Here is a 17,980-nt window from a genome sequence, read left to right on the forward strand (position 1 = left end):
TTGATTTTAATAAGAAGCCTGAGCTGCAGATTTGGCTTTTGCCTCAGCATCTTCTTGCGTGTCAGCCAATGGCGGGATAGGAATGTTCTGACGAATTTGCTGAGAGAACTCGCGGCTGTTTTCGTTGCTATTAACGCCAGATTCTAGATTGATTTGATTATTAAATCCTTTAACCTTTGAGTTGATATGGGTACGCTCGTACCACGTATCCATTGACCACGGCTGTCCAGTCTTTTCTGGATTAGCGTCAAGCATACCGACATCATATAGATAATTTGGCAGCCAGCCAGAGACCCAAATCCGATAATCCCACGGCAGGCGATCGCCACTGACGATACGCGCCATATAAAAAATGATATTGGTGCAATTACTGAGTAATGTGTTGTACCAAGCAGGCTTGGCATTCAATTCATTGGCAGCGGTTAAGTAAGATTCAAATAGTGACTTGACCTCGTGCTGCTGCAAGTTGCTAACGGGAAATAGATAAACTTGCTCGCCACGCGCATTCGTTCGGGTATAAATAATATCGCGCTCTTCTGCGGCAATCAGGCTCAGCTCATAGCGTCTAAAAAACCCTGCCAATGCCGAAAACGACTCGCCTTCTTCTTTACGAATCTCAAATGAGAAAGCAAGCGGTCTATCGTCTTCAAAACGAAAACTGACCAACGTATGGGCAATCAGTGGACCCATCCAGTAAGAATTGGTGACATCGACACCAGACAGTTTGGACATATCAATGGTACGTGTGTCCCAGCGTTCGGTCGCCTCTGTGTCGGTATGCCAATCAAAGTTACGTACATTGGTTAGGGTCACTAAATCAGGATTGGTTGCATCGCGCTCGTAAGTGACTCTTTCACTTACCTCAGCCATCCAGTCGCGCTCTTGCTGGGGTTCAATAGAAAAAAACCAGCCAACGCCTACCAACCAAATAGCGCCATATAAAGCGGTTAACCATTTATTTGCTGACTTGCTACTTATGGTTGCTTTGTTGCTCCATGGTTTACTGCTGCGTTGTTTATGATCAAAGCGCTGAGCTATTTTCGGCCAATAGCGAACGCTCAGTAAAGCTGTGAGTACACCAACAATGAAAAGTGCGGCTAACCAAGTGATGGCAGAGCTTGCCCCAAACTGATACCAAATCGCCAGCAATAACCAAACGGCTGACAGTAGCAAGGTAATAATGATGAAAAGCTGTACAAGATAATATCGCCATGTAGGTGTCGGTTGGCGACCATTCGCAGTGTTATTTTTTAAGCCGTGTCTATCCGAACCATGATTATTTGGCTCAAGCGTGTCCAAGCCGTTATCTGAACAATGGCTATGTGAGTGCGGCGTGAGCAGGCGAGAGAAAAAGGAACGTAGCGACATAGGGTGTGCTTTGGTGTGTGAAGGCTTTGACCATAGCAAAGTTTATAACGTACTGACAATACAATTTGAGTGAATTTATCGTTGAATGTCGGTGAGCCTTGCGCTAAAGTGAAGCTACTTTGATCTGCTCCATTTATAATTTAATAATCAAAGATCAGTTTTATTTGCTGCATTCATCCCCATCTACGTTTGTTATTACGTATTATTGTTTTTACGTATTATTTTAATTGTTATTAACTAAAGAGGTTAAATCACATCACCATGTCTGACGACACTCCCAGCCCGAGTAGTTGGTCGATGCGCGGCTTAAAACGCTGGCTATCGACCGCCCCCGAAACCCGTGACGAATTGATTCGTCTGGTACAAGACTCGCGCCAGTTCTTAGAGCCTGATACCGTCGATATGTTAGAAGGCGTGCTGGATCTGCCTGCGACACAAGTGCGCGAAATCATGACTCCGCGCCCGCAAGTGGTTGGGCTGCACGAAAGCACCAGTCTCGCTGAGGTGATGGATATCATCCTTGAGACCACCCATTCGCGCTATCCTGTCTTTGACAGTCAAGATGATGATGCCGTCATTGGCATTTTATTGGCAAAAGATTTGATTCCTATTCTTGTGCATATGGTGCGCGATCAAGAAGATAAAATCGATAGCAAACGTTTGAGAGATCTGGTACGTCAGCCGCTATATATTAGTGAGACGGCACGTTCTGATACCTTGTTACGCTCATTGCAGCGTACCCAAGTACATATGGCGATTGTCGTCGACGAATTCGGCAACTTTGGCGGTGTCGTTACCATGGAAGACTTGCTTGAAGAGATTGTGGGTGACATCGTTGATGAGCATGATGACTTCGATGAAGACAGTGATATCAATAACATCGTCGCTGATCCTGAAAAACCAAATACGTGGCGTGTGCAAGCGTCTACCGTGATTGAAGACTGTAATGATGAGCTTGGCAGTCATTTTGATGATACGGATGTCGATACCATGGGTGGTCTAGTCATGCAGGCGCTTGGTTATGTGGGCGATTTGGAAGGTGAAAGCGTGGTGATAGATGATTGGAAAATCACTATTACTGATGTTGAAGGGCGTTTTATCCAAAATCTTGAGCTCACCAAAATCAATCCTGATCAGCAAATATTGATAGGCAGTCATTGATGTGTCGATAGCGACCTAAACATTGTTTGATATACTCAAAAAACACGATTGCGGTCGTGTTTTTTTGTGTTTGCTATTGGGTATTTGCTACGCAATGTTACCTATTAATGGGTTGAGACTGGTATCATAGGCGGGTTTAACTTTTAGATACCGTACGAAACACAATACGGTCTGCTTCAGCTTGGTTTTCATCTGAATGTTGACGCTTAAAATTTTGAAAAATATGGTTTTGGATAACTGCTATGCGCCTGTCTACTGTTGATTTACAAAAACGCCTGAACCCTGATAAGCCCAAGGGTTTGCCTATAGCGCTGACGGTATTGATTGCGTTGCTGGCAGGGGCGGTGTTTATATTTGCACTGGCGCCTTATGGCATTTGGCCACTGGCGCTAGTGTCGCCTGCTATTTTATACGCCTTACTGATGCCTGATATGAGTGGCAAGCGTGCTTTTCTTATCGGTCAGGCTTACGGTACGGGACTTTGGTGCGTTGGTGCATTTTGGTTATACACCTCTATTCATGTCTATGGCGATACGCCAGCATGGCTTGCGCTGATTATGATTGCGCTGATGGGTCTGGGCATGGGGTTATTCCATGGCTTTTTGGCGTTGGTTTTCAACCGTATGGTCGGTCGTCAGCCGTTGTCGTTTGCGGCGCTATGGATACTCCAAGAGTGGCTGAAAACGTGGCTGTTCACTGGATTTCCGTGGTTGTTTGTCGGTTATGCCTTTACGGAGCAGTATTGGTTATCATCATTAGCACCAGTCGCTGGCGTCTTTGCAGTGTCTTTTGTGGCGGTATTATTGGCAGCTAGTTTGGTTGAGCTATTGCGTCGCGTGGCGGATATATGATTCCGTCGATAGCATTGTTGGTCATTAGCAGCGCGTTATGGTTGATTAATCCGCAATGGACAAAACCAAAAGGCACGCCTGATTTGTCCGTGTCCTTAATCCAAGGTAATATTCCACAAGATTTAAAATGGCTCACCGAATATCAAATAGAAACCCTGAAAATTTATGCAACTCTGACAAGTACTGAGTGGGATCGCGATATCGTCTTATGGCCAGAATCCTCGATTCCTATGTTTCAAGATGAAGCGATTGGCTTTATCAGTGAAATGGTTAAAATGGCCAAAGAAACAGATACCACGTGGGTAACAGGTATTCCTTATCGAGATTTAGAAAACTTTGACCCAAAAACAGATAAATATCCGCCATTTTATAATAGCGTGGTTGCGCTAGGTAGTGATGCTGAGGGGATGTATAAAAAGCAGCGTCTGGTACCATTTGGTGAATATATCCCCTTCGAAGGCATGTTGGATATCTTGCCAAACCTTGCTGGTAGTCAAGAAATCATGAGCTATAGTCGTGGTAGTGACAACCAATCACCGCTGCGTGTACGTGGTCATAATTTGGGCTCAGCAGTCTGTTATGAAGTGGCTTACCCTGATACCACTCGTAAAAACGCGATTGGCACGGACTTCTTATTGACCATCTCAAACGATGCTTGGTTTGGTACGTCGGCAGGTCCATTGCAACACCTGCAAATGGTGCAGATGCGCGCGCTAGAGAATGGGCGTTGGTTTATGCGCGCGACCAATACGGGCGTGACAGCGATCATCGATCATAAAGGTCGTATCGTCGAGCGTGCACCGCAGTTTGAGCGCACCGTATTGCGCGGTGATGTTCAGGCGCGGGTTGGTAATACACCTTTTATGAGCTTCGGTAATTATCCGATTCTCTTTATCATTACGCTGTTACTTGTCTTGAGCTACTTTGGTAAGCGTGGGATGCCGCAACCGCGTTTGGGTAAGTCGCTAAAATAACTGGCTATTATTACCAGTGATAATGAATCGCTCGAATGAGTTATGAGAATTAACCACAAAAGCGAGTGGCAAAGTTTGTTGATAATAAATCCTTTAAATACTTAAGGGTTTTAACAAATCGGTACGAATTGCGATATAATAGACCAATATTTTAAATATTTTGTGCAAGGTGGATAAGGTATGTCAGAACATATTGTCGAAAACAACCCTAAGAAAGAGTTCTTATTTGCTTTAGGCGGTGTTGCCTTATTTTTAGGTATCGTCTTACTTATTGGTATTTCTGGATTTTTGCGTCCAGCAGGCGAGCACATTACTGCTGAGAGACCGAAACGTCAGCGGCGGCTGATGAAGCAGAAGCGATTGCTGCTGAAGACACTGCGCCAGCTGAAACAGTACCTGTAGCTGCGGATGCTACAGCGACTGATACTGCTGGAGATGCAAGCGTAACCCCAGCGACCGATACTGATAGCGCTGTGGTTACCGCAGAAGCTGGTACTGCCACTGCTTCTGGCACAGTCAGTCAAACTGCGGTTGCAGATGCTGATCTAACGGCTGAGCAAGCAGACGGTGATTTGGAAGCGGGTGATGCCACTGATGAAGCGGTAGCCGCACAGTAATATACGTAAGTCGATGCTATACTTTTAAAGCATGGCTCGACAAACCGCTTTGCTTAAAGTCCAAGTATTTTCGCTTAAAGCCTAAGTGTTTTTGCTTAAAACCTAAGTATTATGGCAATATTATTGTAATACCATAAGCACAACAGCATCGTCATCACTGCCATTGATGCTAAAAATAAAAGCCCGCTTTCAGCCAATGATAGCGGGCTTTTTTGTGGGTATTTGTGTAATTATTGACCAATTATTTCTTTACTTGATTATATCCAAGTGAAACAATGATGCGCCTATATGACCGCTTGTCGGGATAATTATATATTTGGTCGTTAATACAGTGGTCTTTAAAGGAATAAAGTTATGAGTACAGAATCAAAGTCAGAGGTTAGTGCTGCTGAATTGGCAGCACTAGATAATGGATTTATGGGGCACCCTAAGCCGCTACGTCCATTGTTTTTCACAGAAATGTGGGAGCGATTCTCTTATTATAGTATCCGTCCACTATTAGTATTATTTATGGTAGCGACCGTCGGTAGTGGCGGTTTTGGTTTCGATGAAGTTACAGCTTCTGCTATCTATGGTATTTTTGCTGGTTCGTTATATTTAGCGGCAGTACCGGGTGGCTGGTTGGCTGATAATTGGCTCGGTCAAGAGCGTGCACTCTGGTGGGGTAGTATTATTATCGCCCTTGGTCATTTGTGTATCGCACTATCGGCTATGCTTGGGATGACGCTGTTTTTTGTGGGTTTGATGTGTATCGTTCTCGGTTCAGGCTTATTTAAAACCTGTATCTCCGTGATGGTCGGAACGTTGTACCCCAAAGGCGATGCACGCCGTGATAGTGGTTTTACTCTATTTTATATGGGTATCAATATTGGTGCGCTACTGGCTGCCCTTATCGTTGGCGTATTTAAAGAAAAAGGTATGTGGCATGTAGGCTTTGGTGTCGGTGGTCTTGGCATGTTAGCTTCACTATTGATTTATCGTTTTTCAGCTAAAAAAACCTTAAATCGTTATGCTCGTGCCAAAAACATTACGCCTGAATGGGAACAAACGACTGGACGTTTCAAAAATGTAGGTCGCTGGGTTGGCGGGTTTCTCGCGCTACTTGCTGCCATTACTGTCTTAGTGTCGACTGGTATTATGCCATTTAACCCTGAAATGGTTGCTCAGTATATGACTTACCTCATTGCCGCAGTCGTCATATTATACTTTGCTGTCATGTTTATTTCACCGCGATTGGACAAAACTGACAAGCTGCGTTTGTTAATTTGTTTTATCTTAATCATCGGCTCGACGCTATTTTGGTCAAGCTTTGAGCAGCAGCCAACGTCTTTTAACTTGTTCGCTGATCGCTATACAGACCTGAATGTTTTAGGCTTTGAAGTGCCTAGTATTTGGTTCCAATCGCTTAATCCCTTATTTATTTTAATATTAGCACCGATCATCAGCATTGTCTGGGTCAAGCTTGCCAATCGAGGCCTTGAGCCAAATAGTATGGTGAAGTTTGCGCTTGGTATGTTGTTTGCCGCTGCAGGCTTTGCTTTGATGATATTTGCCTCAAAAAGCATTTTGACTAGTGACGGTGGATTGGCTTCACCTTTATGGTTGGTGGGTAGTTTATTATTGCTGACCTTGGTGAGTTGGCGCTCAGTCCTGTTGGTCTGTCTGCAATGACTAAGCTTGCGCCAAAAGGCATGCAAGGTCAGATGATGGGGCTTTTCTTTGCTTCTCTCGCTTTAGGTAATTTGGTTGCTGCGTTCTTTGGTGGTCAAGTATCAGCGGATAAGATCGAAGGGTTGCCGGGCTTATTTACGATGATGACGATCTTTTTGGTGGTCACAGCCGTTGTCTTATTGGCATTAGCCAAACCGATCAATAATATGCTGCAAAAAAGCGAGCGTGCAGATAAGCTGAGCTAATTCAGACACACGGTTAACGTGATTTAGTATCAATAGCAATACCAGCAAAAATGTTAGATGGCGAGACGTGTTACCATGATTGGTAGCACGTTTTATGGTGACACTTAGTAAGTTATTGCCCCCACGCTATTGAAAGTCCGCTTTCCGCCCAAACATCTAATAATGCTCTGCTGTAATGCTCCTAAAAATAATTAGCCTTATCTATCTGGTCATTGATAATATTTTAATTTTTAAGACATTGAGCGTCTTACGCAGGTTTAGGTGGTGAGCATTCAGTGAATGATCAATAGCAAACGCCTAAAACAGTTTACTCGCTCAAATAAGACGACTATCCATAGTCGCCTCACAATATGATTTTTCCAAATCTTATTTTTTAAAATCAATAAGGACACCTTTTATGAATAAACAAAGCATCCACGATCGTATCGACAGCCTACGTCAGGCGTTGGTAGCACAAGATCTGACCGCGATTATCGTACCGTCTGCTGATCCGCATTTATCTGAGTATTTGCCAGAATATTGGCAAGCGCGCTTATGGTTATCAGGATTCACAGGCTCAGTCGGTACGCTCGTTGTTACCGCTGATTTTGCTGGATTATGGACGGACAGCCGCTATTGGGTACATGCCGCTGACCAATTAGAAGGTACTGGTATTAGCTTAGAGAAGCTTGCACCGGGTCAGCCAAATCATATTGATTGGCTCGCCGAGCACTTGGCTGAGGGTGATAGCGTGGCAGTCGACGGCAATGTATTGTCTATCTCTGAGCAGGATAGATTGTTAAATGCCTTTGATGCCAATGATATTACCTTAATCACTGAGCGTGACGTATTGACAGAAATATGGAGCGATCGTCCAGCGCTACCAACCGCCAGTCTATATCAACACGATGCGCAGTTTGTCGCGCAGTCTGCTACCTCAAAACTTGCCGCTGTACGCGCAGGTATGGCTGAGGCAGGCGCAACCCATCACTTGCTTTCAAGCTTAGACGATATTGCTTGGTTGACCAATTTACGCGGCGCTGATGTTGATTATAACCCTGTGTTTTTGGCACATATGCTCATTAGCGAACATGACGCGACATTGTTTATTGATAATAATAAAGTCAGTAGCGAGATAGCACAAATCTTAAAAGACAGCGGTATCACCCTTGCTGATTATGATGCTGTGCAAGATGCATTGGGCACATTGACTGCTGATGACTTATTGCTATTAGATCCAAGTAAAGTGGCAGTGGGTACGTTATCTAAAATGGGCGATGGCATAGGTTTTATTGAGCAAATGGCGCCAAGTACTTTGCTAAAATCGGTTAAATCTGACGCTGATATCGACCATGTGCGTGAAGCCATGCGTCAAGATGGCGCGGCATTAAGTGAGTTTTTTGCCACATTTGAGCAGCGTTTAGCAGACGGTGAGCGTTTAAGCGAGCTGGACGTTGATAGTATGCTCATCGAAGTGCGCAGTCAGCAGCCACATTATGTATCGCCAAGTTTCCCGACTATCGCAGGCTTTAATGAAAATGGTGCGCTGCCACATTATCGCGCAACACCAGAAAAATTTAGCTACCTAGATGTGGCCGAGGGCGAAGGCGGATTGTTACTGATTGACTCAGGCGCTCAGTATCAAAACGGCACCACAGACATCACTCGTGTGGTCGGTATTGGACAGGTAAGCAGCGAACACAAACGTGACTTTACCACCGTACTCAAAGCCCATATTGCCTTAGCAAAAGCACATTTCCCCGATGGTATCGCTTCACCACTCATCGATGCGATATGCCGTGCACCATTATGGCAGGCACAGATGGATTATGGTCACGGTACTGGTCATGGCGTTGGTTATTTCTTGAACGTCCATGAAGGCCCACAAGTGATTGCTTATAGTGCCAGCATGCCGAAAGAGCGCGCTATGAAAGAGGGCATGATCTCAAGTAATGAGCCTGGTCTATACCGTGAAGGAAAATACGGTATTCGTATTGAGAACCTGATGGTTAATAAACGTGTTGCCCAACCAGTAGAGACGGAATTTGGCGATTTTCTTAATTTTGAGACCGTCACTTATTGCCCAATTGATACTCGTTTAATTGAGTCGTCATTATTAACTCAAGTAGAGATTGACTGGCTTAACGACTATCATAGCCAAGTCTATGCAGAGCTAAAAGACCGCGTTGAAGGTGCGGCACTTGAATGGCTGACTGAGCGTACTAAGGCTATCTAAAGGAAACGCTCATATCGACGAATCTAAAATGAAAAAACCCCCGTAAAGTTTACGGGGGTTTTTTAGTACTAGGAATTTGTTACTAAGGATTTATTGCTAAAAGGTGATGCGTAGGACGCAGCGTTTAGCTTTTTTTAGACTCTTTGTCAGTTCCTACTTCATCTTCGCTTAGATTTTGAGTCACTTCAGCACGTAACCAAGATTTTAAATTCTCAGACATCAGCATCATTTGCTCACTGAGATAGTCATCAATTTGCATTTCCAACTCACGGATCATCTCTTGATGTGTAGTACTCAGTTTTGCATCTTTCAGTGCCAGTTTGATGGCGGCGCTGGCTTTGTCATTGACCGCTTTTATGCTGTGGTCGTCATTGATATGCTTGTCATTAGCGACATTAGCATGTTCACTGATGGTTTTGTTCTCAGAACTAGATTGCGTCGCAGCCGATTTTTCAACATCTTGGTTTTTTTCAACCGTGTTATCAATGCTGAGCGATTCTGAATCACTCGCATCATTGGTGTTCATAGCGGTCGTTTTATCAGCAAGATTATTCTTCTCAGCGGCTATTTGCTCAGTTTTCTGTTGTTCTTTTTGCGCGGTATCTGCTACTTCTTTTAATCTAGCACTTTCTTTTAATCTGGCATCCTCTGCCGCTTTTACTTTTTGTTGTTGTTCTTCTTCTCGCTGTTGTTTTTCAGCAGTCGCTTGCTCTTCGGCCTTTTTGTCAGTAATGACTTTAGCGATGGCTTGCTCCGCTTCATGGTTTTCGTAGAGCTCATCGATGTGGGTATCCAAATCATGAGTATTAAAGACAAAGCTTTCAAATGGGGTATCGTTTTGCAATAAGGTGGTGATGTCTTTTAGCTCTTGGGTAATTGCTGCGCGAATAGGCTCAGGCGCACACGTCCAGCGCTGGTAAAACTGATGGGAAAATGAGTAGCTTGACATGGTATCGTCCATAAATGTTCCAAAAATTACCCCTTATCATACGCAAATACGATAAGGGGCTGCAAGTGGACAAACGTAGCAAATCTGACACCAAGGTTACAACGACCGATATGGTGAGTGTTATACCTTAATGATTCACGGGCCAGCGCGCAAATACTAACGAGCCATTGGTACCACCAAAGCAAAGCTATTGGATACGGCATAGTGTAGGTTTTCAACTTTACGCGATTGGTTGGCGACATAGTCGAGGTTACAGTTGTCTTCCACATTGTCCAAATTAATGGTGGGTGGCACATGCTGATGCTGTAGGCAAGGACGGTGAATATGGCTTCAACAGCACCCGCGGCACCAAGCAAATGACCCGTCATCGATTTGGTTGAGCTGACCAAAATGCGGTCTTTAACTGGGGCAAAAACGGTTTCAATAGCAATAGATTCAGCGACATCACCCGCAGGGGTGCTGGTGCCATGAGCATTGACATAACCAATACTCGATGGCTCAATGCCAGCATCATTTAGGGCATTACGCATCGCTCGTGCCGCACCGCTGCCATCTTCAGGCGGTGCTGTGATGTGGCTGGCATCATCACTCATCCCAAAGCCGACCAGTTCAGCGAGTATGGTTGCACCACGTGCTTTGGCGTGAGCGAGGCTTTCTAGTACCACCATACCCGCGCCATCACCGAGCACAAAACCATCACGGTCTTTGTCAAAGGGACGCGAGGCTTTGGTTGGCTCGTCATTGCGAGTTGAGAGGGCATGCATGGCACCAAAACCTGATATGCCAAGTGGGCTTGATCCTTTTTCACTACCACCTGCTAGCATGACATCGGCATCACCATAAGCAATCAAACGTGCAGCGAGACCCATCGCATGGGTAGCGGTGGTACAAGCCGTCGATGTCGCAAGGTTGGGACCTTTTAAGGTATGTTTAATCGCCACTAAGCCTGCTGCCATATTTACAATAGAGCCAGGAATGATAAAGGGCGAAACTTTCAAAGCGCCTTTTTCTCGTAGCGTATCACGACTGTTTTCAATGGTTTGGATACCACCAATACCTGAGCCTAAAATAATGCCGAATCGCTCTTGATTAACCCCTTGTACAGGTGCATCAGCAGCACTTACTTCATCGATAAAACCAGCATTCTGTAATGCCATACTAGAGGCGGCAATACCATAATGAATAAATTCATCATAGCGTCGCGCGTCTTTGGCATTCATATATTGCTTGGCATCGAAATCTTTGACCACACCAGCAATTTGAGCGCGATAGCCAGTAGCATCAAAATGTGTAATTGGCGCGATGCCGCTATCACCATTGAGCAGCTTAGTCCATGAGCTATCGACGTCGAGTCCCAAAGGTGTCAATGCACCCATACCCGTAATTACGACGCGCAAGTCATCGCTACGCTCATAGTGCGGTGGTTTCTGACGCGGTTGATGCTCTGCTGTTGCGCTAGCATCATTGGTAGCTTGATCAGTAAGTGAACTGCTGTGTTGGCTCATGCGATATATCCTATACTTACGAGTCCTAAGAGGAGGGTATTTCAGAATTCATTATAAAACACATAAGTGCACGTGTGTAAACTAAAATTTGACCAGTCAGGCGAAACAAACCTGACCCAAAACCACGCCTTTACTGGCGCCAGTGACCGCTGGTAAGTTACCAGTTTCGCCCATCAGGGTTTGCCGTGCGAGCCATGCAAAGGCGACGGCTTCGACCCACGCTGGATTCAGCCCTAAGCTTGCGGTGGTCTCTACCGTGCAATGGGGCAGATGCGCTTGCAAGCGAGTCATTAAATAATCGTTTAATGCACCGCCACCGCAGACGTAAACCGAGCTATTTTCATGAGCATTAATAAACATATTAATTTGCATACTGGCACTCATCGCTGTCAGCTCAGTAAGCGTCGCCTGCACATCCGCTGACGAATAGCGAATATGCAGATGCCTGATCGAACTTTTGCAGCTCATCCTGTAGCCATACTAAGTTAAAATCTTCACGCCCCGTGCTTTTCGGATACGTTCGCGCAAAAAACGGATGTTCTATTAGCTGATTAAGTAGCGGCTCAACCACTTGTCCAGACTGTGCCCATGCGCCGCCAGCATCATAATCTTTATACGTATGCAACGCTGTCCACGCATCCAACAATAAATTGGCAGGACCGGTATCATAACCAATCACAGGACTATCGCTTGCTGGCAAGACTGTGATATTGGCAATACCGCCTAAATTTAATAACACGCACGTGCTATCAGGCGTGGCAAATAACGCTTGATGAAAAGCTGGAACCAAAGGCGCTCCTTGTCCACCAACCGCCATATCGCGGCGGCGAAAATCGCTGACGACGCTAATGCCAGTACGCTCAGCAATGATATTGGCATCGAGCAATTGCAAGCTAAAGCCCAATTGCGGACGATGGCGTACCGTTTGACCGTGACAGCCAATCGCCAACACCGACTCTACATCAGTATTCGATTGCTGCAATAAATTATTGACCGCCTCGCTGGCAAATTCAGCATATTCTTTACTTGCCCAACCGAACCAGTCTAATTCGCTGTTTGGCTCACCCTCTGCAGGTACTAATTCTTGAACACCATTAGGCTGGCATAAAGCCAATAACACTTTACGCAAACGCGGCGGAAACTCTTGGCTATGAGTTGCTAACAGTCGCATCGGTTGCTGGGTATCTGTTTCAGCACTACTATCACTACTAAACTGACAAAGAACCGCATCCATACCATCTAAGCTGGTGCCGGACATCATACCGATATATAAGCCATCATCGAAGTTTTCAAACACCGTTTGCTCGAGTGCGTCGGTCAAAGTGGCATAATTTAAATCATCAATATTATCTAGACGACTATCTAAGCTCATCTCTAAACCTAAATCTGTGTCAGGAGTATTCTGAATATCGTCAATCGATACGGGCTTGGTCATGGCAATTTACCTTAAAAAACGCTAGTATATCTCTCAAATTCTAACATCTTTTACTGGCTACGAAACTCTAAATAGCCCAAACGCGTTACCCTTTTAATAAAGACAATAAAGAGAGCATCATGACCACGCAAACTTACACCCTAGAAGAACAGCTTGCCCTGATCCAACGCGGTACGCAAGAAATCCTATCTGAAGAAGATTTGGTTAAGAAGTTAAAACTGAATCGTCCACTACGTATCAAAGCAGGCTTTGATCCTACCGCACCTGACCTGCATTTGGGTCATACCGTGCTGATTAATAAGCTGAAACATTTTCAAGACTTGGGTCATGAAATTTATTTTCTAATTGGTGATTATACTGCCAAGATTGGTGATCCGTCTGGTAAGAACAGCACCCGTCCGCCATTGACCGACGAGCAAATCAAAGTCAATGCGCAGACTTATGCTGAGCAAGTCTTTAAAATTTTGGATAAAGAAAAAACCAAGATTGTCTTTAACTCTGAATGGTTCAAGGATATGTCAGCCGGTGACATGATTCAGCTTTCTAGCCAGTTGACCGTCTCGCGTATGCTTGAGCGCGATGATTTCTCTAAACGCTATGCGGCGCAAACGCCCATTGCGATTCATGAGTTTTTATATCCATTGGTGCAAGGTTATGACTCTATCGCCCTAAAAGCCGACGTCGAGCTTGGCGGTACTGACCAAACCTTTAATATTTTGATGGGGCGTACTCTGCAAGGTCGTTACGGTCAAGAACCGCAGGTTTGTATTACGGTGCCAATCTTAGAAGGGCTAGACGGCGTCAATAAAATGTCTAAATCCCTGAATAACTATGTCGGCATTTATGATGCACCGGGTACCATGTACCAAAAACTATTGTCTATGCCAGATACCTTAATCCGTCGCTACTTCGAATTTTTAAGCTTTAAGCCGATGGAAGAAGTTGAAGCGTTAATGGCAGAGATGGAAAATGGTCGCAACCCACAAGAAATCAAACGTATTCTTGCTGAAGAATTAATCGAGCGTTTCCACGATGCCGATGCTGCTGCCATTGCTCACAAGTCAGCAGGTAACGTGCTTGCTGATGGTGAACTGCCTGTTGATTTGCCAGAAGTGACCTTAGATTTGGAAGGGCAGGACGCATTATTTATCACGCAAATCTTAAACCAAGCGGAACTGGCTAAAAATAGCTCATCGGCTAAAGACATGATTAAGCGCGGCGCAGTAAAAGTAGATGGCGAAGTGGTCGATGCGAGCTTTAGCTTAACGTCTGGTCAGACAGTCGTTATCCAAGCAGGCAAAAAAGCATATGCGAAAGTGACGGTAGCTTAATAAGTGACTGGGACAAGCTATTGGTATTAAGGATAAGGTCGACATTGATTGTCGGCCTTACTTATTTTGCGATATGAATTTATTGTGACAGTATTTGATTCGTGAATTTATAACAAATTAGGATTCAATCATGATAGAAAAAACGGTTCCCCAAGGTATTTACCGCCATTATAAAGGCAGCCTTTACCAAGTATTGCATACTGCTCAGCATTCGGAAACCGAAGAATCGCTAGTCGTTTATCGCTGTCTCTACGGCGAGTATGGCGTATGGGTGCGACCATTAGCGATGTTTACGGAAACTGTTGAAGTTGACGGTGAGCAATTACCACGATTTGAGTTGGTTAAAGCCTTAGCTGATTAAGGTCGGAAAAACACTTAAAACTTATTGCTCAAATAAAAAGCGTCTGTTAAGGACGCTTTTTTATATAAATGAAGCGGTCAAATGAATTCAAGCACGCACTCTATGCCGCTATTCGCTAGCAAATGATTGTAATAGGGGATATATATAATAGATACTATATGTACTAAATGATTAATAAGGATATCAGTCTATGGGCAAGTCGATGTTACCATTGCTTGATAGCAGCCTATATCCACAATTTTGGCAGCAGCAAACATTTACCAATCCGCAGGCGTTATTACTATCGATTCTTATGGCAGAGGAGGTGCCAGATGCTGAAGTTAAGTGCAAAAGCTACGATGAATAATCCGACCATGATTATTAATCAGATAGTGATTAGGGGTAAGCAAGTATTGGGATTTCCGATACGCCATAATAAACGTACCAGCGAGCGCTTGCGTAATGAGTTGCTAATTTTAGACTTTCAAGAATTGCGCTTGGTTAATGAGATGAATATCAAAGGCAAAAAAAGAAGCAATATAGATGAGACTATATTGCTTCGGTCTTATGAATTACGTTAGTGAGCCAAACGGTCAGCTAAAATTTTAAGAATCTTGCTTAGCAATCGTCAGCCCGTTATAAGTTTGCGCGACAGGCATTACTTCCAAGCGATTGACATTGATGTGAGCAGGCGACTCAATCAGCCACAATAAAATATCGCCAATATCATCGCCGGTCATGGTTTTAAAGCCGTCGTAAACCTTGGCAGCTTTATCGTCATCGCCATGATAACGCACGTTTGAAAACTCAGTACCCGCGACATTACCCGGTTCAAGGTTGGTCACTCGCACTTGCGTACCGATGAGATCCGCGCGCAGATTTAAGCTAAACTGTTTGACAAAGGCTTTGGTCGCGCCATAGACGTTACCGCCAAAGTAAGGCCAACTGCCAGCAATTGAACCGACATTAATGATATAACCGCTATCGCGCGCTACCATTGCTGGCAAGACTGCATGGGTCAGTGCCATCAACCCTTTCACATTGGTATCAGTCATACGCATCCAATCATCAAGACTGGCATTTTGCGCAGGTTCTGTACCGAGTGCCAGTCCCGCATTATTGACCAAGACATCGATTTGCTTAAAGTCAGCAGGCAAATCAGCAATGATTTGCGGGATAGTAGCCGTGTCACTCACATCCATGACCACAGGTAAAAATGCTTCGCCTAAAGTGTCTGCTAAAGCATTCAGCTTATCTAGGCGTCTGGCACAACCAATTACGCGATGACCATTGGCAACCAAACGCTCGGCCAGCGCTTTACCAAAACCTGCGCTTGCTCCTGTAATCAATACGTTCATCTTATATCCTTATCATTGATGTTTTGTACCTGTGTCATGGGTGTTACGATGACGGCTAGTCTTGATTTACTTGCTTTTTCTTACTTGTTGAATAATTGCTTACCAAAGATTTTATCGCCCGCATCGCCTAAACCTGGGATGATATAGCCATGTTCATCTAAATGGCTATCTAATGCGGCAGTATAAATGGTCACATCAGGATGCGCTTCATTGACCACACGTACGCCTTCAGGTGCCGCAACCAATACCAATGCTTTAATATTGGTACAGCCATTTTTCTTTAGCATCTCGATGGTCGCAACCATTGAGCCGCCAGTGGCTAACATTGGATCAATGATAAGGGCTGGGCGTTTGTCCATATGGCTGACAAACTTTTCAAAGAACGGCACCGGTTGTAAGGTTTCTTCATCACGTTGCAAGCCGACGACAGAGATTTTTGCTGTAGGAATCAAATCGAGCACACCGTCCAACATGCCAATACCCGCACGTAAAATCGGTACAATCGTTGCGGTCTTACCGATGATTTGTTCACCTGTTATTTCACCACACCAGCCTTGCATTGGGAAGGTTTCGATTTCAAAATCACGGCTTGCTTCATACGCCATCAAGCGTGCAAGCTCTTTGGTCAACGTGCGAAACTTATAAGTGCTACAGTCTTTTTCGCGCATAAGGCTGAGTTTATGACGGACTAACGGGTGATCAATGACGGTGATTTTTAAGTCGCTCATAAGGTTTCTCTTGGTTTTTGGTCTGATGCTTGCGCAGTTACTGCGGTTGCCATTAGTATAAAAGATACAAACACTTACTGCACTTCAACCTTATATCTGTCTCACAAATAGTAAGCTTGCTACTTTGATAATAAAGTAAGCTAAATATATTTATAGCAGGGTTGGTCTTATTTAAGCCGACTATGTTTGACTATAATCGCGCCCTAATAAATGAAGCAGTGTTTAGGCTTGCTATGATAGCAAAAAAACCGCTTTTCTGATGAAGAATCTTATGACTACACAACCATATCACACTCATAATAATACGCATAAAACCGATAACAGCTTAATATTATCTGAAGCCCAAGCAACAGAGGTAGAAACGCATCCGTTCGTTCCCGTTTTACCACCTAATGCTACGGTAATGATGATGGGCACTTTTCCACCGACCGCTGATAAATGGGCAATGCCATTTCACTATCCAAACTTTTACAATGACATGTGGCGTATCTATGGTAGTGTTTTTTTTGATGACGTGGATTATTTTAGAGTAGGGGATGAGAAGCGCTTTGATCCTGAGCGTATTCGCGCCTTTATGTTCGAGCGCGGAATTGCTTCTTGTCCGACCGTCAAGCAAGCGATTCGTGAAACGGGCAATGCCTCAGATAAGAACTTAACCGTCGTCACACCCGTTGACCTAGATAGTATATTGCCACAAGTGCCACAGGTTGAAACCTTATTTACCACGGGCGGTAAAGCAACAGAAGTGCTGCTTGGTTTATTAGCCGAGCCACCTGCTAAATCCAAGTATCCTAAGACCAATCAAAGTATGGATTATCCTTACCAATGGCAAAACGATCACAATCGAAAAGTGGATGTAAATAATCTTACCTTATATAGGTTGCCTTCAACGTCACGCGCCTATCCTTTAGCCTTAGATAAAAAAGTCGCTGCTTATAAAGAATTCTTCAAAAAGATAGGCAAGCTGTAATGTAAAGTTGCCATTTATAGAAAGAGGTAAGAAATTTTAAGGAAAAAAAGCTATCCTTGCTCAAGACCTCATACACTGCCGCCCGATTGAAGAAAAAGTAGCGTCGCCATCCTGCTAATTTAGTCTAACCATCAAATTTATTCAAATTAAGCTAAAATAGCCCTTGACTAAAGACTCAAACCCTCTATAATACGCCCTCATCAAGACGAGCTGGAAGTAACTAGTGTGTAGATTACACATTAATAACCCAATTAACTTGAAG

Annotated in this window: 13 protein-coding genes and 4 pseudogenes; 11 read left to right on the forward strand and 6 right to left on the reverse strand. The window is 44.3% G+C overall.

What is annotated here, in order from left to right; translation table 11 throughout:
• Positions 1–6 precede the first annotated feature (6 nt).
• Positions 7–1,368: an Lnb N-terminal periplasmic domain-containing protein gene (locus TT12_RS04490; RefSeq protein WP_045452460.1), complete on the reverse strand. Its 1,362-nt coding sequence runs from the start codon at positions 1,366–1,368 to the stop codon at positions 7–9.
• Between the two features lie 261 nt (positions 1,369–1,629).
• On the opposite strand from TT12_RS04490, the gene TT12_RS04495 reads away from it, so the two are divergent.
• The 6 genes and pseudogenes from TT12_RS04495 (at position 1,630) to TT12_RS04515 (ending at position 9,102) form a co-directional block, all read left to right on the forward strand.
• Complete coding sequence (locus tag TT12_RS04495) at positions 1,630–2,529, forward strand: CBS domain-containing protein (RefSeq protein ID WP_045445952.1); 900 nt, start codon at positions 1,630–1,632, stop codon at positions 2,527–2,529.
• A gap of 242 nt (positions 2,530–2,771) precedes the next feature.
• Positions 2,772–4,354 (forward strand): annotated as a pseudogene (lnt, locus tag TT12_RS04500) (apolipoprotein N-acyltransferase).
• Between the two features lie 180 nt (positions 4,355–4,534).
• Entirely contained in the window at positions 4,535–4,756 is a 222-nt protein-coding gene (locus TT12_RS16610; protein WP_243443371.1) for a hypothetical protein, read from the forward strand.
• Positions 4,757–4,827: 71 nt separating this feature from the next.
• On the forward strand, positions 4,828–4,971 hold the full coding sequence (locus TT12_RS16615; protein ID WP_243443372.1) for a hypothetical protein: 144 nt from the start codon (positions 4,828–4,830) through the stop codon (positions 4,969–4,971).
• A 354-nt stretch (positions 4,972–5,325) separates the two neighbouring features.
• Positions 5,326–6,887 (forward strand): annotated as a pseudogene (locus TT12_RS04510) (peptide MFS transporter).
• A 397-nt stretch (positions 6,888–7,284) separates the two neighbouring features.
• Complete coding sequence (locus TT12_RS04515; protein ID WP_045452462.1) at positions 7,285–9,102, forward strand: aminopeptidase P family protein; 1,818 nt, start codon at positions 7,285–7,287, stop codon at positions 9,100–9,102.
• 124 nt (positions 9,103–9,226) lie between these two features.
• Here TT12_RS04515 and TT12_RS04520 read toward each other — a convergent pair whose 3' ends face one another.
• The 3 genes and pseudogenes from TT12_RS04520 to TT12_RS18200 form a co-directional block, all read right to left on the reverse strand.
• Positions 9,227–10,063, reverse strand: a complete 837-nt coding sequence (locus TT12_RS04520; RefSeq protein ID WP_045452464.1) for a hypothetical protein — start codon at positions 10,061–10,063, stop codon at positions 9,227–9,229.
• Positions 10,064–10,178: 115 nt separating this feature from the next.
• Positions 10,179–11,556: pseudogene (fabF, locus tag TT12_RS04525) on the reverse strand (beta-ketoacyl-ACP synthase II).
• A 96-nt stretch (positions 11,557–11,652) separates the two neighbouring features.
• Positions 11,653–12,991: pseudogene (locus TT12_RS18200) on the reverse strand (anhydro-N-acetylmuramic acid kinase).
• Between the two features lie 119 nt (positions 12,992–13,110).
• On the opposite strand from TT12_RS18200, the gene tyrS reads away from it, so the two are divergent.
• The 4 genes from tyrS to TT12_RS04545 all read left to right on the forward strand — a co-directional run bounded on the left by tyrS (position 13,111) and on the right by TT12_RS04545 (position 15,243).
• Complete coding sequence (gene tyrS / locus TT12_RS04535; protein ID WP_045452465.1) at positions 13,111–14,322, forward strand: tyrosine--tRNA ligase; 1,212 nt, start codon at positions 13,111–13,113, stop codon at positions 14,320–14,322.
• 130 nt (positions 14,323–14,452) lie between these two features.
• Positions 14,453–14,683, forward strand: a complete 231-nt coding sequence (locus TT12_RS04540; RefSeq protein ID WP_045452466.1) for a DUF1653 domain-containing protein — start codon at positions 14,453–14,455, stop codon at positions 14,681–14,683.
• A 190-nt stretch (positions 14,684–14,873) separates the two neighbouring features.
• A complete protein-coding gene (locus TT12_RS16620; RefSeq protein ID WP_227678983.1) occupies positions 14,874–15,029 on the forward strand; it encodes a hypothetical protein in 156 nt (51 codons plus the stop codon).
• Entirely contained in the window at positions 14,995–15,243 is a 249-nt protein-coding gene (locus TT12_RS04545) for a hypothetical protein (protein ID WP_227678984.1), read from the forward strand. The genes TT12_RS16620 and TT12_RS04545 overlap by 35 nt, the downstream gene beginning before the upstream one ends.
• A gap of 24 nt (positions 15,244–15,267) precedes the next feature.
• On the opposite strand, the gene TT12_RS04550 is transcribed toward TT12_RS04545, so the two are convergent.
• Both TT12_RS04550 and upp read right to left on the reverse strand, forming a co-directional pair.
• Positions 15,268–16,020 carry an SDR family NAD(P)-dependent oxidoreductase gene (locus TT12_RS04550; RefSeq protein WP_045452468.1) on the reverse strand — a complete coding sequence of 251 codons (753 nt, stop codon included), beginning with the start codon at positions 16,018–16,020 and terminating at the stop codon, positions 15,268–15,270.
• Between the two features lie 80 nt (positions 16,021–16,100).
• Positions 16,101–16,748, reverse strand: a complete 648-nt coding sequence (upp, locus tag TT12_RS04555) for a uracil phosphoribosyltransferase (RefSeq protein WP_045445969.1) — start codon at positions 16,746–16,748, stop codon at positions 16,101–16,103.
• A 403-nt stretch (positions 16,749–17,151) separates the two neighbouring features.
• Here upp and TT12_RS04560 point away from each other — a divergent pair, with 403 nt between their 5' ends.
• Complete coding sequence (locus tag TT12_RS04560; protein ID WP_353511612.1) at positions 17,152–17,718, forward strand: DNA glycosylase; 567 nt, start codon at positions 17,152–17,154, stop codon at positions 17,716–17,718.
• Positions 17,719–17,980 lie beyond the last annotated feature (262 nt).

It is taken from the genome of Psychrobacter sp. JCM 18903, from assembly GCF_000586475.1.
In the GTDB taxonomy this organism is placed as follows: Bacteria; Pseudomonadota; Gammaproteobacteria; order Pseudomonadales; family Moraxellaceae; genus Psychrobacter.

Coding starts and splice junctions, on each gene's coding strand:
- TT12_RS04550 (WP_045452468.1), bottom strand. CDS start 16,020: ATGAACGTATTGATTACAGGAGCAAGCGCAGGTTTTGGTAAAGCGCTG.
- TT12_RS04515 (WP_045452462.1), top strand. CDS start 7,285: ATGAATAAACAAAGCATCCACGATCGTATCGACAGCCTACGTCAGGCG.
- TT12_RS04560 (WP_353511612.1), top strand. CDS start 17,152: ATGATGATGGGCACTTTTCCACCGACCGCTGATAAATGGGCAATGCCA.
- TT12_RS16610 (WP_243443371.1), top strand. CDS start 4,535: ATGTCAGAACATATTGTCGAAAACAACCCTAAGAAAGAGTTCTTATTT.
- TT12_RS16620 (WP_227678983.1), top strand. CDS start 14,874: ATGGGCAAGTCGATGTTACCATTGCTTGATAGCAGCCTATATCCACAA.
- TT12_RS04495 (WP_045445952.1), top strand. CDS start 1,630: ATGTCTGACGACACTCCCAGCCCGAGTAGTTGGTCGATGCGCGGCTTA.
- TT12_RS04490 (WP_045452460.1), bottom strand. CDS start 1,368: ATGTCGCTACGTTCCTTTTTCTCTCGCCTGCTCACGCCGCACTCACAT.
- TT12_RS04520 (WP_045452464.1), bottom strand. CDS start 10,063: ATGGACGATACCATGTCAAGCTACTCATTTTCCCATCAGTTTTACCAG.
- TT12_RS04545 (WP_227678984.1), top strand. CDS start 14,995: ATGCTGAAGTTAAGTGCAAAAGCTACGATGAATAATCCGACCATGATT.
- upp (WP_045445969.1), bottom strand. CDS start 16,748: ATGAGCGACTTAAAAATCACCGTCATTGATCACCCGTTAGTCCGTCAT.
- tyrS (WP_045452465.1), top strand. CDS start 13,111: ATGACCACGCAAACTTACACCCTAGAAGAACAGCTTGCCCTGATCCAA.
- TT12_RS04540 (WP_045452466.1), top strand. CDS start 14,453: ATGATAGAAAAAACGGTTCCCCAAGGTATTTACCGCCATTATAAAGGC.